Genomic DNA, 15255 nt, shown 5'->3' with positions numbered 1-15255 from the left:
GCGCGCCCCTGGTGACGATCATGGCCGGCGGCACCGGTGGCCACATCTTCCCCGGCCTCGCGGTCGCGCAGGCGCTGCGCGCGCGCGGCGCCGAGGTGCGCTGGCTGGGTGCGGCGGGCGGCATGGAGACCCGGCTGGTGCCGCCGCACGACATCGCGATCGACACCATCGCGGTCGCCGGCCTCCGCGGCAAGGGCGTGGCGACCTTGCTGTCGGCACCGCTGCGCGTGCTGCGCGCGGTCCGCGACGCGGCGCGCGTGCTGCGCCAGCGCAAGCCCGACGCAGTGGTGAGCTTCGGCGGCTATGCCGCGGGGCCGGGCGGGATCGCCGCGCGGATCGCCGGCATCCCGCTGCTGGTGCACGAACAGAACCGGGCCGCCGGCCTGACCAACAAGGTGCTGGCCGCGGTCGCGCGCCAGGTGCTGGTCGGTTTCCCGCAGACCTTCGCCCGCGAGGTGCACGTCGGCAACCCGGTGCGCGCGCAGATCGCGCAGGTGCCGCCGCCCGCGGCTCGTGACTTCGCGCACGCTGGTCCGTTGCGGCTGCTGGTGCTCGGCGGCAGCCAAGGCGCACGCGCGTTGAATCGCGCCGTGCCGCAGGCGGTCGCGGCGCTGGGGCTGCCGGTGGCGGTCGTCCACCAGGCCGGCGAGAAGCTCCTCGACGAAGCGCGCACCGCCTATGCCGAGGCCGGCGTGGTCGCGCAGGTGGAGCCCTTCATCGCCGACATGGCCGCCGCCTACGCGCATGCCGACCTCGTCGTCTGCCGCGCCGGTGCGCTGACCCTGGCCGAGCTCTGCGCGGTCGGCGTCGGCAGCGTGCTGGTGCCGTTTCCGCAGGCGGTCGACGACCACCAGACCCGCAATGCCGAATACCTGGTCGAGCGCGGCGCCGCGCTGCTGGTGGCGCAGGACGACGCGCTGGCGACGCGCCTGCGCGAGGTGCTCGACGGCCTCGCCCGCGACCCGGCGCGCCGGCTGGCGATGGCCGAGGCCGCGCGTGCGCTGGCCATGCCGGACGCCGCCGACCGCGTCGCCGACGCGGTCCTCGCCACCCTCAAGGAAGCCGCCTGATGTCCGCCTACAGCAAGCGCCTGCAGCAGATCGGCGACCTCGCCAAGGCGTTCCCGCGCGTGCACTTCGTCGGCATCGGCGGGGTCGGCATGAGCGGCATCGCGGAAGTGCTGTGCACCCTGGGCTACCAGGTCAGCGGTTCGGACAATGCCGACAACGCCACCACCCGGCGGCTGGCCTCGCTCGGCATCGCGCTGCATCGCGGGCATGCCGCCGCCAACGTGCTCGACGCCGACTGCGTGGTCGTCAGCAGCGCGATCAAGCCCGACAACCCCGAACTGATGGAGGCGCGCGCGCAGCGCATCCCGGTGGTGCCGCGCGCGGAGATGCTGGCCGAGCTGATGCGCTTCAAGCGCGGCATCGCGGTGGCCGGCACGCACGGCAAGACCACCACCACCTCGCTGCTCGCCAGCGTGCTGGCCGAGGGCGGGATGGACCCGACCTTCGTGATCGGCGGGCAACTGCTCGCCGCCGGCGCCAACGCGCGGCTCGGCAAGGGCGACTGGCTGGTGGCCGAGGCCGACGAGAGCGACGGCAGCTTCCTGCGCCTGAACCCGGCGGTGGCGATCGTCACCAACATCGACGCCGACCATCTTGAGAACTACGGCGGCGACTTCGCGCGGGTGAAGGCCGCGTTCTCCGAGTTCCTGCACCGGCTGCCGTTCTACGGCCTGGCGGTGCTCTGCATCGACGACGAGGAAGTCGCCGCGCTGGCCGAGGCCACGCCGCGCCACGTGGTCACCTACGGCTTCCATGCCGACGCCGACGTGCGTGCCGACGACGTGCGCCAGCAGGGCGCGCGCATGCACTTCACCCTGTGCCTGCCGGACGGCAGCCGCACCGCCTGCACCCTGGCCCTGCCGGGCCGGCACAACGTGCAGAACGCGTTGGCCGCGGCCTCGGTGGGCTGGCAGCTCGGCGTCGACAACGCCGCGATCGCGCGTGCGCTGGAGCAGTTCGCCGGGATCGGCCGCCGCTTCAACCAGCTGGCCAGGCTGCCGCTGGCCGGCGGCGGCGACGTGGTCCTGGTCGACGACTACGGCCACCACCCCAAGGAACTCGCGGCGGTGTTCGACGCCGCGCGCGGCGGCTGGGGCGACAAGCGCCTGGTGGTGGCGTTCCAGCCGCATCGTTACTCGCGCACCCGCGACCTGTTCGACGAATTCGCGGCGGTGCTGTCGACCGTCGACGCGCTGGTCCTGACCGAGGTCTACCCGGCCGGCGAAGCACCGATCGCCGGCGCCGACGCGAAGGCGCTGGCGCGCTCGATCCGCACCCGCGGCCGCGTCGACCCGGTGGTGGTCGGCGGCGCGGGCGACCTGCGCGACGCGCTGGCCGGCGTGCTGCGCGACGGCGACCTGCTGCTGATGATGGGCGCGGGCGACATCGGCGCGGCCGCGCAGCAGATCGCGCGCAACGGCTTCGTGGGGGAGGGCGCATGAGCGAGATCGCACCCCCGCGCACCACCGACCCGCGCGCCTTCGGTCGCGTCGCGGTGCTGATGGGCGGCACCAGCGCCGAGCGCGAGGTGTCGCTGGACTCGGGCCGTAACGTGCTGGAGGCGCTGCAGTCGCGTGGCGTGGATGCGCACGCGGTGGACGGCATCCCGGCGCTGGTCGACGCGCTGGTGCACGGCAAGTTCGACCGCGTCTTCAACATCCTGCACGGCAACAAGGGCGGTGGCGAAGACGGCGTCCTGCAGGGCCTGCTCGAAGCCTTCGAGGTGCCGTACACCGGCTGCGGCGTGCTCGCCAGCGCGCTGACCATGGACAAGATCCGCACCAAGCAGGTGTGGCTAAGCGCCGGCCTGCCCACGCCGCGCTTCGTGCGCCTGGCGCCGGGCGCCGACGTGCGCGCGGCTGCGCTGCAGCTCGGCCTGCCGGTGTTCGTGAAGCCGTCCAGCGAGGGCTCCAGCGTGGGTGTCGCCCGGGTCACCGACGAGGCCGGCATCGAGGAGGCGATCCGCGTCGCCAACGCGTACGGCGGCGAGATGCTGATGGAGCAGATGGTGGTCGGCGACGAGCTCACCGTCGGCATCCTCGGCGAGGTTGCGCTGCCGTCGATCCGCATCGTCCCCAAGGGCGAGTGGTACGACTACAACGCGAAGTACATCGCCGAGGACACCCAGTACCTGTGCCCGGGCCTGGACGGCGCCGACGAGGACGCGATCCGCGCCCTCGCCCTGGCCGCGTTCCGCGCCGCCGGCTGCACCGGCTGGGGCCGGGTCGACGTGATGCGCGACCGCGCCGGCGGCCAGCTGACCCTGCTGGAGGTCAACACCGCGCCGGGCATGACCAGCCATTCGCTGGTGCCGAAGGCCGCGCGGCAGTTGGGCATCGGCTTCGAGGCGCTGTGCTGGCGCATCCTCGAGCAGACCCTCCCGGCGACCGGCGGGGAGGCGCGCGCTTGAAGGCGATGCTGCGACTGCTGGCGTGGACGCTCGCGGTGGCGCTGGTCGCGCTGCCGGTGGTGGCCGTGGTCAACGGCTGGGTGGGCGGTGCGCAATGGCCGCTGCGCACCCTGCGCGTGCAGGGCGACCTGCAGCGGGTCGACGAGGCCCGCCTGCGCGCGACCGTGCTGCCGCATGCGCGCCGCGGCTTCTTCGCGGTGGAGCTGGACCGGATCCAGGCCGCCGTGCTCGCGCTGCCGTGGGTGGAGCGCGCGGAAGTGCGCAAGCACTGGCCCGACGTGCTGGAAGTGCGGATCGTCGAGCACACCCCGTTCGCGCGCTGGGGCGATGCGCGCCTGCTGTCGGCGAACGGGCGCCTGTTCCCGGTGGCCAGGGCCGCGGTGCCGGCCGGCCTGCCGCAGCTCGATGGCCCCGATGGCCGGGTCGCCGAAGTGGTCGCCCTGTACAGCCAGGCCCGCGAGTCGCTGGCCGGGGTCGGCGGCGGCGTGCGCGGGGTGGTGCTGGATCGCCGCGGCAGCTGGTCGATCGCGCTGGCCAACGGCGTCGAGGTGGTGCTGGGCCGCAACGACCCGCAGTCGCGCCTGGCCCGGTTCGCGCCGCTGCTGCCGCGCCTGCTCGCCGACCACGGCGGGCGCCGGCTGGTGCGCGCCGACCTCCGCTACACCAACGGCTTCGCCCTGGTCTGGGGCGATCCGCCGAAGCCGGCCGCGCCCGCGCCGGCCGTCCCCTCCCTTCCCCAACCCGTCGCGGCGATGCCGCGCGGGCGTACGTCGATGCAAGGACTCACATGAACCGCAAGGGCGACAAGTCGCTGATCGTCGGCCTGGACATCGGGACCTCCAAGGTCACCGCGCTGGTCGGCGAATACGCACCGGGCGAACCGATCGAGGTGATCGGCATCGGCTCGCACGAATCGCGCGGCCTGCGCCGCGGCGTGGTGGTCGACATCGACTCCACCGTGCAGTCGATCCAGCGCGCGGTCGAGGAGGCCGAGCTGATGGCAGGCTGCGAGGTGCGCAGCGTGTACGCCTCGATCAGCGGCAACCACGTGCAGTGCCGGAATTCGCAGGGCATCGCCCCGATCCGCGACGGCGAGGTCACCTACGGCGACCTCGACCGCGTGCTGGAGGCCGCCAAGGCGGTCGCGATCCCGGCCGACCAGCGGATCCTGCACGCGATCCCGCGCGACTACGTGCTGGACGATTCGCAGGAAGGCATCCGCAACCCGGTCGGCATGACCGGCGTGCGCCTGGAGGTGCATGCGCACCTGGTGGTATGCGCGCAGTCGGCCGCCGCCAACATCAGCAAGTGCGTGCAGCGCTGCGGCCTGCAGGTGGACGACCTGGTGCTGTCGTCGCTGGCGTCGAGCACCGCGGTGCTGACCGGCGACGAGAAGGAACTGGGCGTGGTGCTGGTCGACATCGGCGCCGGCACCACCGACATCGCGGTGTTCGTGCACGGCGCAATCTGCCACACGGCCTCGCTGCCGGTGGCGGGCGACAAGGTGACCGAGGACATCGCGCACATGCTGCGCACGCCCACCCCGGAGGCCGAGCAGATCAAGGTCCGCTACGCCTGCGCGCTGGCCCAGCTGGCGCGTGCCGAGGAAAGCATCCAGGTGCCCAGCGTCGGCGACCGCCCGCCGCGGCGCATGCCGCGCCACGCGCTGGCGCAGGCGGTGCAGGCCCGCTACGAGGAGATCTTCGAGATGGTGCAGGCGGAACTGCGCCGCTCGGGCTTCGAGCAACTGGTGCGCGCGGGCATGGTGCTCACCGGCGGCGCCTCGAAGATGGAAGGCGTGGTCGAGCTGGCCGAGGAGATGCTGCAGATGCCGGTGCGCATCGGCATCCCGCAGCACGTGACCGGCCTCGGCGAAGTGGTCGGAAACCCGGTGCACGCCACCGGCGTCGGCCTGCTGCTGATGGGCAGCCAGATCGAAAGCCCGCGGCGGTCGGTGCTCCCGGCCGGGCGCGCGGGCGGGTTCCTGAAGAAATTGAAGGACTGGTACAGCGGGTCCTTCTGAGCGACGGCGCCGGCGCGAAGGCGCGCTGGCGGGAGGCGGGCGGCAAGGCGGGCGAACGGGCGGCACCACCACACAACACACCAATAACAAGAGGACACGGACATGGCGCATTTCGAACTGATCGAGAAAGTGGCACCCAACGCGGTGATCAAGGTGGTCGGCGTGGGCGGCGGCGGCGGCAACGCGGTCGCGCACATGGTCAACAGCAGCGTGGACGGTGTGGAGTTCATCACCGCCAACACCGACGCGCAGGCGATCAAGAACTGCGGCGCGAAGCTGCAGCTGCAGCTCGGCGGCAACGTCACCAAGGGCCTCGGCGCGGGCGCCAACCCCGAAGTCGGGCGCCAGGCCGCGCTGGAGGACCGCGACACCATCATCGACGCGCTGACCGGCGCGGACATGGTGTTCATCACCGCCGGCATGGGTGGCGGCACCGGTACCGGCGCCGCGCCGGTGGTGGCGCAGGTCGCCAAGGAGATGGGCATCCTGACCGTCGCCGTGGTCACCAAGCCGTTCCCGTTCGAAGGCCGCCGCCGCATGCAGGTCGCGCTGAAGGGCATCGAGGAACTGAGCCAGCACTGCGACTCGCTGATCACCATCCCCAACGAGAAGCTGATCACCGTCCTCGGCCGCAACGCGACCATGATCCAGGCCTTCCGCGCCGCCAACGACGTCCTGCTGGGCGCCGTGCAGGGCATCGCCGACCTGATCGTGCGCCCCGGCCTGATCAACGTCGACTTCGCCGACGTGCGCACCGTGATGTCGGAAATGGGCCTGGCGATGATGGGCACCGGCAGCGCCCGCGGCGACGACCGCGCGCAGGCGGCCGCCGAGTCCGCCATCCAGAACCCGCTGCTGGACGACGTCAACCTGACCGGCGCCAACGGCATCCTGGTCAACATCACCGCCGGCCCGGACTTCACCATGGCCGAGTTCGACGAGGTCGGCCGCACCGTGGAGCAGTTCGCCTCCGAGGACGCCACCGTGGTGATCGGCACCGTGCTCGACCCGGACATGCAGGACGAAGTGCGGGTGACCGTGGTCGCCACCGGCCTGAACCGCGCCAGCGGCCGCGCCACGGCCGGCCGCGACCGCACCGAGGCCCGCTTCGAGACCGGCTACGACGCCCCGCGTCGCCCGCAGGTGCAGCTGATCAACACCCAGGGCAAGCGCGACGGCACCACCGGCCTGATGATCGACGAGGTCGCCGACCCGTTCGTGCCGAACCCGTCGATCGGGATCGCCGGCAGCCTGCGCCGCGGCGCGGAGTCCGCCCCGGCGGTCGCCGAACTGCCGAAGGACGATTACCTGGACATCCCGGCGTTCCTGCGCCGCCAGGCGGACTGAGTTTGACTCCTCCCCTTGCGTATCAGGGGGAGGTTGGGAGGGGGTGCTCTTTCCTGCAAAGGGCGAACCCCTCCCCAGCCCTCCCCTGCAAGCAGGGGAGGGAGCAACAGCCATGTCCCATCGCACTCCCGGGTTGCCCGCCCGGCGTGCCTTTCGGTCGGTCGGCACCTGCCGACCGGCCTTTTCCCATCCGTTGCAGACATGGAACAGAGCGGTCTTTTCGTTCAGGTTCAGGGTCCTGCGTGCTACCCTCCGCCGATGCTGCGCCAACGCACCCTCAAGACCGTGATTCGCGCCACCGGCGTGGGCCTGCACAGCGGCGACAAGGTCTTCCTGACCCTGCGCCCGGCCCCGGTCGATACGGGCATCGTGTTCCGGCGCACCGACCTCGATCCCGTGGCCGAGATCCCGGCCAACGCCGAGCTGGTCAGCGAAACCACCCTGTGCACCGGCCTCAGCCGTGGCCCGGCCAAGGTGCAGACCGTCGAGCACCTGCTGTCCGCGCTGGCGGGCCTCGGCATCGACAACGCCTACATCGAACTGACCGCCGCCGAAGTCCCGATCATGGACGGCTCGGCCGGCCCGTTCGTGTTCCTGCTGCAGTCCGCCGGCATCGCCGAGCAGGACGCGCCGAAGCGTTTCATCCGCATCCGGCGGCCGGTCGAGGTGCGCGACGGCGACAAGTTCGCCCGCTTCACCCCGCACGACGGGTTCCGGATCGGCTTCACCGTGCGCTTCGACCACCCGGCGATCCCCGACACCCTGTCGCGGGCCGAGGTCGACTTCACCACCGAGTCCTACATCCGCGAGGTCAGCCGCGCCCGCACCTTCGGCTTCATGCGCGACCTCGAGTACATGCGCGAGCGCAACCTCGGCCTGGGCGGCTCGATGGACAACGCGATCGTGCTCGACGAGTTCCGCGTCCTCAACGAGGATGGCCTGCGCTACGCCGACGAATTCGTGCGCCACAAGATCCTGGACGCGGTCGGCGACCTGTACTTGGCGGGGCGCCCGATCATCGGCGCCTACGAGGGCTACAAGTCCGGCCACGCCCTGAACAACATCCTGGTCCGGGCCCTGTTGGCCGATGTCGAGGCCTGGGACGAAGTGACCTTCACCGACCCGGTGGCACCGGCTCCGGTCGCCTACGGCGCCCCGCTCGCCGCCAGCTGAACCGCACGGACCGCGTCGCCGGGACGTGAACCGGCGCACGCATTCAGCATCCGCATTACGGTTTATTTAACAAAATCACGGACTTGTGAAGTTAGGATGCCCCGCTGGCCGTTCCGGGGGGCGCTTTCCGTGCCCTCCGACCCGCGGCCCGGCGGTCCCCCCCGGCGTCTTCCGGCGCTTCCGACCGCAGCAGTGCCAGGGCGGCTTCCAACTGCGGTTGGGGCCTGCCCCGGATCGAAGGCGCGGGGCGTGCGGCCGGTAGCAAGGGTCGCAACGGCTGCAGGCTGGTCCTGACGGTCACGCCCGCCACTTCGAGCCCGAGGGACCGGGCAGCGTCGATCAACCCGGGTCCGGCAAGCCGCAGCTTGGCATGCCAGACCGGCGCATCGACGACGAACACGAGCCTGTCGCCACGGACATTGGCCAGCCGCGCATGCGCGGCCATGCCCGGCGGCAGGTGGGGTCGAAACAGTTGGTCCAGCGCGTCGAGCCACAGGGCCCGGCGCAGCGGGTTCCCGGCATCGTCCGCCAGCAGCGCGTCCAGCGCCGCACGCGGGCCGACGGGGGATCCGGCCTTTCCGTCGGGAGGGGTGGACCGCGAACGAGGCATGGGCATGACCGAAAACACCAGGCAACACGATACCCGCCGGCGCATGGGCGCGCTCGTCCAGCGCCTGCGCTTCGAGGCGATGCGGCGGCCGCTGGCCGCGGCCGGCGTGCTGCTCGCGCTGGGTTCGCTGGTCGGGGTGGGTGCGCGCAGCGCGGTGGGCATGGCCCAGCTGGAGGCGATGCAGACCGCCGAGACCGACCGCAAGGCCGAAGTCGAGCGCGTGCGCCGCGACGCCCAGCGCGAGGTCAATGCGCTGGCCGCCCGCCTTGCCGAACTGCAGGCCCAGGCCAACCGCCTGAACGCCCTCGGCGCGCGCCTGACCCAGGCCGGCCAGCTGCAGGACGGCGAGTTCGAGTTCGACAAGCCGGTCGGGCAGGGTGGCGCCGGACGCGCCAGCGACATGCCGCCGGGCGAGTTGCGCCAGCGCTTGGCCGCGCTGGAGGGCCAGTACCGCACTGCCGACACCCAGCTCTCGGTGCTCGAGCAGCTGCTGTTCAACCGCGCGCTGGACCGCAATGCGGTGCCCTCGCGCGATCCGATCGCCAACAGTTACGTCACCTCCGGCTTCGGCGGCCGCGCCGATCCGTTCGGCGGCGGCACCCAGTTCCACAAGGGCATCGACTTCGAGGCCGACGTCGGTGACCCGGTGCTGGCGGTGGCCGATGGTGTGGTCAGCTACGCCGGCGTGCGCTCCGGCTACGGCAACGTGGTCGAGATCGACCACGGCAACGGTTACGTGACGCGCTATGCGCACAACTCCAGGCTGGAACGGCAGGTCGGCGACCTTGTCCGCGCCGGCCAGGAAATCGCCAAGGCCGGGTCCACCGGCCGTTCCACCGGTGCCCACGTGCACTTCGAGGTCTGGCAGGACGGCGTGGTGGTCAATCCCCGCAAGTTCCTGGGCCACAACGACGCGCTCGCGCGCCACGGGCCGACGCGCGGCTGACAACGCGCAGGGGCTTGCGAACGCCGCAGGCCGCCTCCAGCTACACTAACGACCCTCGAACGGGCGCCCGGCGCCCGTTTTCGTTGTCATGCCATGCCCGATGCGGCGCCCCCGGCGCGCATCCCCCAGAGAACCCGGACCCATGCTGAATTCCCTGCTCACCGGCCTTTTCGGTAGCCGCAACGAACGCCTGCTCAAGCAACTCGGCGGCCTCGTCAAGAAGATCAACGCCCTCGAACCGCAGATGCAGGCGCTGTCGGACGACGCGCTGAAGGCCAAGACCCAGGAGTTCAAGGACCGCGTCGCCAAGGGCGAAACCCTGGACAAGCTGCTGCCGGAGGCCTTCGCGGTCTGCCGCGAGGCCAGCGTGCGCGTGTTCGGCATGCGCCACTTCGACGTGCAGCTGATCGGCGGCATGGTCCTGCACACCGGCAAGATCGCCGAGATGCGCACCGGCGAGGGCAAGACCCTGACCGCGACGCTGGCGGTCTATCTCAACGCGCTGGAAGGCAAGGGCGTCCACGTCGTCACCGTGAACGACTACCTGGCCCGCCGCGACGCTGCGCAGATGGGCAAGCTGTACGGCTGGCTGGGGCTGAGCACCGGCGTGGTCTACCCGGGCATGCCTCACTCGGACAAGCACGCCGCGTACGGCGCCGACATCACCTACGGCACCAACAACGAATTCGGCTTCGACTACCTGCGCGACAACATGGCGCTGGCCAAGGAAGACCGCTACCAGCGCGGCCTGCACTACGCGATCGTGGACGAGGTCGACTCGATCCTGATCGACGAGGCGCGCACCCCGCTGATCATCTCCGGCCCGGCCGACGAATCGCCGGAGCTGTACCTCCGCGTCAACCAGATCGTGCCCAGCCTGGTCCGCCAGGACAAGGAAGACAGCCCGGGCGACTTCTGGGTCGACGAGAAGCAGAAGCAGGTGCACCTGTCGGAAGGCGGCCAGGAGCACGCCGAGCAGCTGCTGCGCGGCGCCGGCATCCTCGGCGAGGACGAGAGCCTGTACGCGCCGCAGAACATCCACGTGGTGCACCACCTCAACGCCGCGATGCGCGCGCACTCGATCTACCAGCGCGACGTGGACTACATCGTCCGCGACGGCGAAGTGGTGATCGTCGACGAGTTCACCGGCCGCACCCTGCCGGGCCGCCGCTGGTCCGACGGCCTGCACCAGGCGGTCGAGGCCAAGGAAGGCGTCGCCGTCCAGCGCGAGAACCAGACGCTGGCGTCGGTGACGTTCCAGAACCTGTTCCGCATGTACAAGAAGCTGGCTGGCATGACCGGCACCGCCGACACCGAGGCCTACGAGTTCCAGAACATCTACGGCCTGGAAGTGGTGGTCATCCCGACCCACCGCCCGATGATCCGCAAGGACCACTCCGACCTGGTGTTCCTCAACCGCGCCGGCAAGTACCGCGCGGTGGCCAAGGACATCGTGGAATGCGTGGGCCGCGGCCAGCCGGTGCTGGTCGGTACCACCTCGATCGAAGTGTCCGAACTGCTGAGCGAACAGCTGCACGCCGCCGGCATCCCGCACGAGGTGTTGAACGCGAAGCAGCACGAGCGCGAAGCGCACATCGTCGCCCAGGCCGGCCGTCCGGGCGCGGTCACCATCGCCACCAACATGGCCGGCCGCGGCACCGACATCGTGCTCGGCGGTTCGCTGGAGGCCGAGCTCGCCGCGCTGGAGGCGCAGGGCGAGGTCGACGAGGCCACCCGCGAGCGCCTGAAGGCCGAATGGCAGCAGCGCCACGACGCGGTCAAGGCCGCCGGCGGCCTGCACATCGTGGGCACCGAGCGCCACGAGTCGCGCCGCATCGACAACCAGCTGCGCGGCCGCTCCGGCCGCCAGGGCGACCCGGGTTCGTCCCGCTTCTACCTGTCGCTGGAAGACAACCTGATGCGCATCTTCGCCGCCGACTGGGTGCAGAAGGTGATGGCGCGGATGGGCCTGAAGGAAGACGACATCATCGAGTCGCCGCTGGTCACCAAGCAGATCGCCAACGCGCAGCGCAAGGTCGAGGCCCACAACTTCGACATCCGCAAGAACCTGCTCGACTTCGACGACGTCAACAACGACCAGCGCAAGGTGATCTACGCGCAGCGCGACGAGTTGCTGGAAGCCGAGAGCGTCAAGGACAACGTCGACGGCATCCGCACCGACGTGGTCGGCGACCTGGTCGAGCGCTACGTGCCGGCCAATTCGGTGGACGACCAGTGGGACCTGGCTGGCCTGGAGGCCGAGCTGTCCAGCGAGTACGGCGTCCACCTGCCGCTGGTGCGGATGCATGCCGAGCGCGAGGAGCTGGACGCCGAAGAGATCGAGGCCAAGGTACAGGACGCGGTGGCCGAGCTGTTCGCGGGCAAGGAAGCGCAGGTCGGCGGCGAGACCATGCGCATGCTGGAGAAGCACGTGATGCTGAACGTGCTGGACCAGAACTGGAAGGAGCACCTGGGCCGCATGGACTACCTGCGCCAAGGCATCCACCTGCGTGGCTACGCCCAGAAGCAGCCCAAGCAGGAGTACAAGAAGGAAGCCTTCGAGCTGTTCTCGGAACTGCTGGAGAAGGTGAAGCGCGAGGTGATCTCCCTGCTTGCCCGCGTGCGCATCCGCGACGAGGCCGAGATCGCCGCCGCCGAGGCGGAGGAGCGCGCGCGCGCCGAGGCCGCGGCCCGGCGCATGCAGTTCCAGCACCCGGACATGGGCGGCATGGGTGCCGACGAGGAGGCTGCCGCGGTGCAGGCCGCAGCTGCCCAGCAGGCCGCCTACGGCGAAGAATCGCAGCGCATCGGTCGCAACGATCCGTGCCCGTGCGGCTCCGGCAAGAAGTACAAGCACTGCCACGGGCAGCTCAGCTGAAGCTGAGCTGCCCGTCGTGCAGCCCGCTGAACCGGGCTGCACCCCCAGGTCCGCTGCGCGGGCCCGGGGCCCCGACGGGTCATCCTTCCGATCCCCCGCGCCCCTGGCGCGCCCCCCTTACCAAGGGGGGCTTGGTTGCGCCAAGCGTCATCGCGCCCGGGTCGATTCGATCAGCCACCCTCCCGCGATGAAGCAACTCCACGTTGTCGCCGGCGTCATCCGCGATGCGCGTGGCCATGTGCTGCTGGCCCAACGCACGCAGGCGCGCGACCTCGCCGGCCTGTGGGAATTCCCCGGCGGGAAGGTCGAGCCCGGTGAGGCGCCCGCGTCCGCGCTGGCGCGTGAGTTGCACGAGGAGCTCGGGATCGAGGCCGTCCCCGGCGCGCCGGTGATCCGCGTGCCGCAGCGCTACCCGGACAAGCGCTTGGTGCTCGACGTGCATGAAGTCGCGCATCGCGGCACGCCGCGCGGGCTGGAAGGCCAGGCCCTGGCCTGGGTAGCCCCGGCCGACCTGCCCGGCTATCCGATGCCGCCTGCGGACCGGCCCGTGGTCGCGGCGCTGCTGCAGCCCGCGCAGTACCTGGTCACCCCGGCACCGATCGACGCGGCGTCGTGGCTCGCCGGCCTGGAAATGGCGCTGGCCGGTGGCATCCGGCGGGTGCAGCTGCGCGCGCCGGGGCTCGATTCCGCGATCTGGGCACGGCTGGTGGACGCTGCGGCCGAACGCTGCCGCGCGGCGGGTGCCGACCTGCTGGTGAACGGCGATGCCGCCTCCGCCACTCGCTTGCGGGTCGGCCTGCACCTACGCGCGACGCAGTTGCGCGAGTCCGGGATCGCGGCTGCGATTGCCCGCGTGCGCGCGCAGGGCGGGACGGTCGCGGCATCCTGCCATGACGCCGACGAGCTCGATGCGGCGCAGGCGCTGGGCTGCGACTTCGCCGTGCTCGGCCCGGTGCAGGCGACCGCGAGCCACCCCGGCGCCGAGGGCATCGGCTGGGCGCGATTCGCCGCATTGCGCGAAGGCGTGTCGCTGCCGATCTACGCGATCGGCGGGCTCGGTCCGGGCGACCTCGAGCAAGCACGCTGGCATGGCGGGCAGGGCATCGCCGCGATCCGCGCGTTGTGGCCGCTCGCCTAAGCGGCCGCCAGGTTCCGATACAACCGATCCAGGGCTTCCACCGCCGCGGGCAGCGCCTCCAGCGGGCCGTCGTTCGGCAGGAGGTCGTCCGCGATCGCCAGCCGCTGCGCGCGGGTCGCCTGCGCGGCGATCATCGCCTCGGCCAGCGCGGTGTCGATGCCGTCGCGCCGCAGCAGGCGCTGCAGCTGCACCGTCGCAGGCACGTCCACCACCAGGATGCGGCGCAGCCAGGGATAGGCGGCGCGGCCGCCGGCTTCGGCCAGCAGCGGGATCGAGGCGATGGCGTACGGCCCGTCGGCGTTGGCACAGGTCGCTTCCAGCGCCGCGCGCACCCGGGGATGGATGATCGCTTCCAGCACGCGGCGCGCCTCGGGATCCTCGAACACCCGTCGCCGCATCGCCGCGCGATCCAGGCTGCGATCAGGCGCCAGCACCCCCGTGCCGAACGCCGCGACCACCTCGGCCAGGCCCTCGCTACCCGCCGCCACCGCGTCGCGCGCGGCGGCATCGGCATCCGCCACCGCGATCCCGCGGTCGCGGAACAGGCGGTCCACGGTGCTCTTGCCGGAGGCGATGCCGCCGGTCAGGCCGATGACGAGGGCGCTCATGCCGTGCTGAAAAGGGGCCAGAGTGAATTTCCCGTCGAAACAATCCGGGGATTCCGTGGTGCCAGGTCGGGAAACTTCACTCTGGCCCCTTTTCCCCGCTCGGCGTCAATGTGAGGTCGTAGGAGCGCGCCTTGCGCGCGATGGCAACACGGGTCGCGCGCAAGGCGCGCTCCTACGCCAGGCCCGCTAGGCGCATGTACCAGCCCACCAGGTCCTTGCCCCAGAAGAAGCTGATCCAGCCGGCGATCGCCAGGTACGGCCCGAACGGGATCGGCGTGGCTTTGTCCTTGCCCTTCGCCGCCAGCCAGAGCGAGCCGACCACCGCGCCCACCAGCGACGACAGCAGGATCGTCGGCAGCACGCCGGCCAAGCCGGTCCATGCCCCCAATGCGGCCAGCAGCTTGAAGTCGCCGTGGCCCATGCCTTCCTTGCCGGTCAGTTGCTTGAACACCCAGTACACCGACCACAGGCTCAGGTAGCCGGCCATCGCGCCCAGCATGGCGGACTTCTGGCCGACGTACAGGTTTTCCACCGAGGCCACCATGCCCAGCCACATCAGCGGCAAGGTGAGTTGGTCTGGCAGCAGGCGGGTGCGCAGGTCGATGCCGGAGAGCGCGACCAGGAAGCTGGTCAGCAGCATCGCGCCGAAGCCCTTCCAGCCGAAGCCGAACTGCCACACGCAGGCCAGGAACAGCAGGCCGGTCAGCAGCTCCACCAGCGGGTATTGGAACGATATCGGCGCCTTGCAACTGCGGCACTTGCCGCGCAGGGCCAGCCAGCTCAGCAGCGGAATGTTCTCGTACCAGGACAGGGCATGCCCGCAGTGCGGGCAGTGCGAGCGCTCGACCACGATCCCCGGTGGCGGCGGTTCGTACAGCTCCGGGATCTCCAGGATCTCGCGGGCGTCCCGCTTCCACTGCCATTCCAGGCGCCTGGGCAGGCGCAGGATGACCACGTTGAGGAAGCTGCCGACCAGCAGCCCGAGGCCGGCCGCGGCCGGGTAGCCGAGGCCGGGGTGCGCATCCAGGAACGCCATCTAGCCGCCTGCCCCG

The 15255-nt window shown here is 71.2% G+C and carries 12 protein-coding genes and 1 pseudogene; 10 read left to right on the top strand and 3 right to left on the bottom strand.

All coding sequences use genetic code 11. From position 1 onward, the window contains the following. Positions 1–20 precede the first annotated feature (20 nt). The 7 genes and pseudogenes from murG to lpxC all read left to right on the top strand — a co-directional run. A pseudogene (gene murG, locus ON759_RS09655) lies at positions 21–1046 on the top strand (undecaprenyldiphospho-muramoylpentapeptide beta-N-acetylglucosaminyltransferase); the annotation flags it as partial. 23 nt (positions 1047–1069) lie between these two features. After that, positions 1070–2512, top strand: a complete 1443-nt coding sequence (gene murC, locus ON759_RS09650) for a UDP-N-acetylmuramate--L-alanine ligase (protein ID WP_271680160.1) — start codon at positions 1070–1072, stop codon at positions 2510–2512. Next, complete coding sequence (locus ON759_RS09645; protein WP_271680159.1) at positions 2509–3480, top strand: D-alanine--D-alanine ligase; 972 nt, start codon at positions 2509–2511, stop codon at positions 3478–3480. Before murC ends, ON759_RS09645 begins: the two co-directional genes overlap by 4 nt. Next, positions 3477–4271 carry a cell division protein FtsQ/DivIB gene (locus ON759_RS09640; RefSeq protein WP_425608471.1) on the top strand — a complete coding sequence of 265 codons (795 nt, stop codon included), beginning with the start codon at positions 3477–3479 and terminating at the stop codon, positions 4269–4271. Before ON759_RS09645 ends, ON759_RS09640 begins: the two co-directional genes overlap by 4 nt. After that, a complete protein-coding gene (ftsA, locus tag ON759_RS09635) occupies positions 4268–5503 on the top strand; it encodes a cell division protein FtsA (protein ID WP_271680158.1) in 1236 nt (411 codons plus the stop codon). Before ON759_RS09640 ends, ftsA begins: the two co-directional genes overlap by 4 nt. Before the next feature lie 102 nt (positions 5504–5605). Continuing rightward, a complete protein-coding gene (gene ftsZ, locus ON759_RS09630) occupies positions 5606–6850 on the top strand; it encodes a cell division protein FtsZ (RefSeq protein ID WP_271680157.1) in 1245 nt (414 codons plus the stop codon). A 258-nt stretch (positions 6851–7108) separates the two neighbouring features. After that, positions 7109–8023, top strand: a complete 915-nt coding sequence (gene lpxC / locus ON759_RS09625) for a UDP-3-O-acyl-N-acetylglucosamine deacetylase (RefSeq protein ID WP_271680156.1) — start codon at positions 7109–7111, stop codon at positions 8021–8023. Positions 8024–8114: 91 nt separating this feature from the next. On the opposite strand, the gene ON759_RS09620 is transcribed toward lpxC, so the two are convergent. Next, positions 8115–8633 (bottom strand): DciA family protein, encoded by a 519-nt coding sequence (locus ON759_RS09620; protein WP_271680155.1) that lies wholly within the window; start codon positions 8631–8633, stop codon positions 8115–8117. Positions 8634–8676: 43 nt separating this feature from the next. Here ON759_RS09620 and ON759_RS09615 point away from each other — a divergent pair, with 43 nt between their 5' ends. The 3 genes from ON759_RS09615 to ON759_RS09605 all read left to right on the top strand — a co-directional run bounded on the left by ON759_RS09615 (position 8677) and on the right by ON759_RS09605 (position 13595). After that, complete coding sequence (locus tag ON759_RS09615; RefSeq protein ID WP_271680154.1) at positions 8677–9579, top strand: M23 family metallopeptidase; 903 nt, start codon at positions 8677–8679, stop codon at positions 9577–9579. Between the two features lie 142 nt (positions 9580–9721). Next, entirely contained in the window at positions 9722–12457 is a 2736-nt protein-coding gene (gene secA / locus ON759_RS09610; RefSeq protein WP_271680153.1) for a preprotein translocase subunit SecA, read from the top strand. Positions 12458–12644: 187 nt separating this feature from the next. Beyond that, positions 12645–13595 (top strand): Nudix family hydrolase, encoded by a 951-nt coding sequence (locus ON759_RS09605; RefSeq protein ID WP_271680152.1) that lies wholly within the window; start codon positions 12645–12647, stop codon positions 13593–13595. On the opposite strand, the gene coaE is transcribed toward ON759_RS09605, so the two are convergent. Together coaE and ON759_RS09595 are read right to left on the bottom strand one after the other, a co-directional pair. After that, a complete protein-coding gene (gene coaE / locus ON759_RS09600; protein WP_271680151.1) occupies positions 13592–14203 on the bottom strand; it encodes a dephospho-CoA kinase in 612 nt (203 codons plus the stop codon). The genes ON759_RS09605 and coaE overlap by 4 nt on opposite strands. Before the next feature lie 172 nt (positions 14204–14375). Further along, positions 14376–15239, bottom strand: a complete 864-nt coding sequence (locus ON759_RS09595; RefSeq protein WP_271680150.1) for a prepilin peptidase — start codon at positions 15237–15239, stop codon at positions 14376–14378. Positions 15240–15255 lie beyond the last annotated feature (16 nt).

Source organism: Thermomonas mangrovi (genome assembly GCF_028201335.1).
GTDB lineage: Bacteria > Pseudomonadota > Gammaproteobacteria > Xanthomonadales > Xanthomonadaceae > Thermomonas > Thermomonas mangrovi.
The sequence above is the reverse complement of the archived record's forward strand: the minus strand, read 5'-3'. Positions and strand labels throughout refer to the sequence as shown.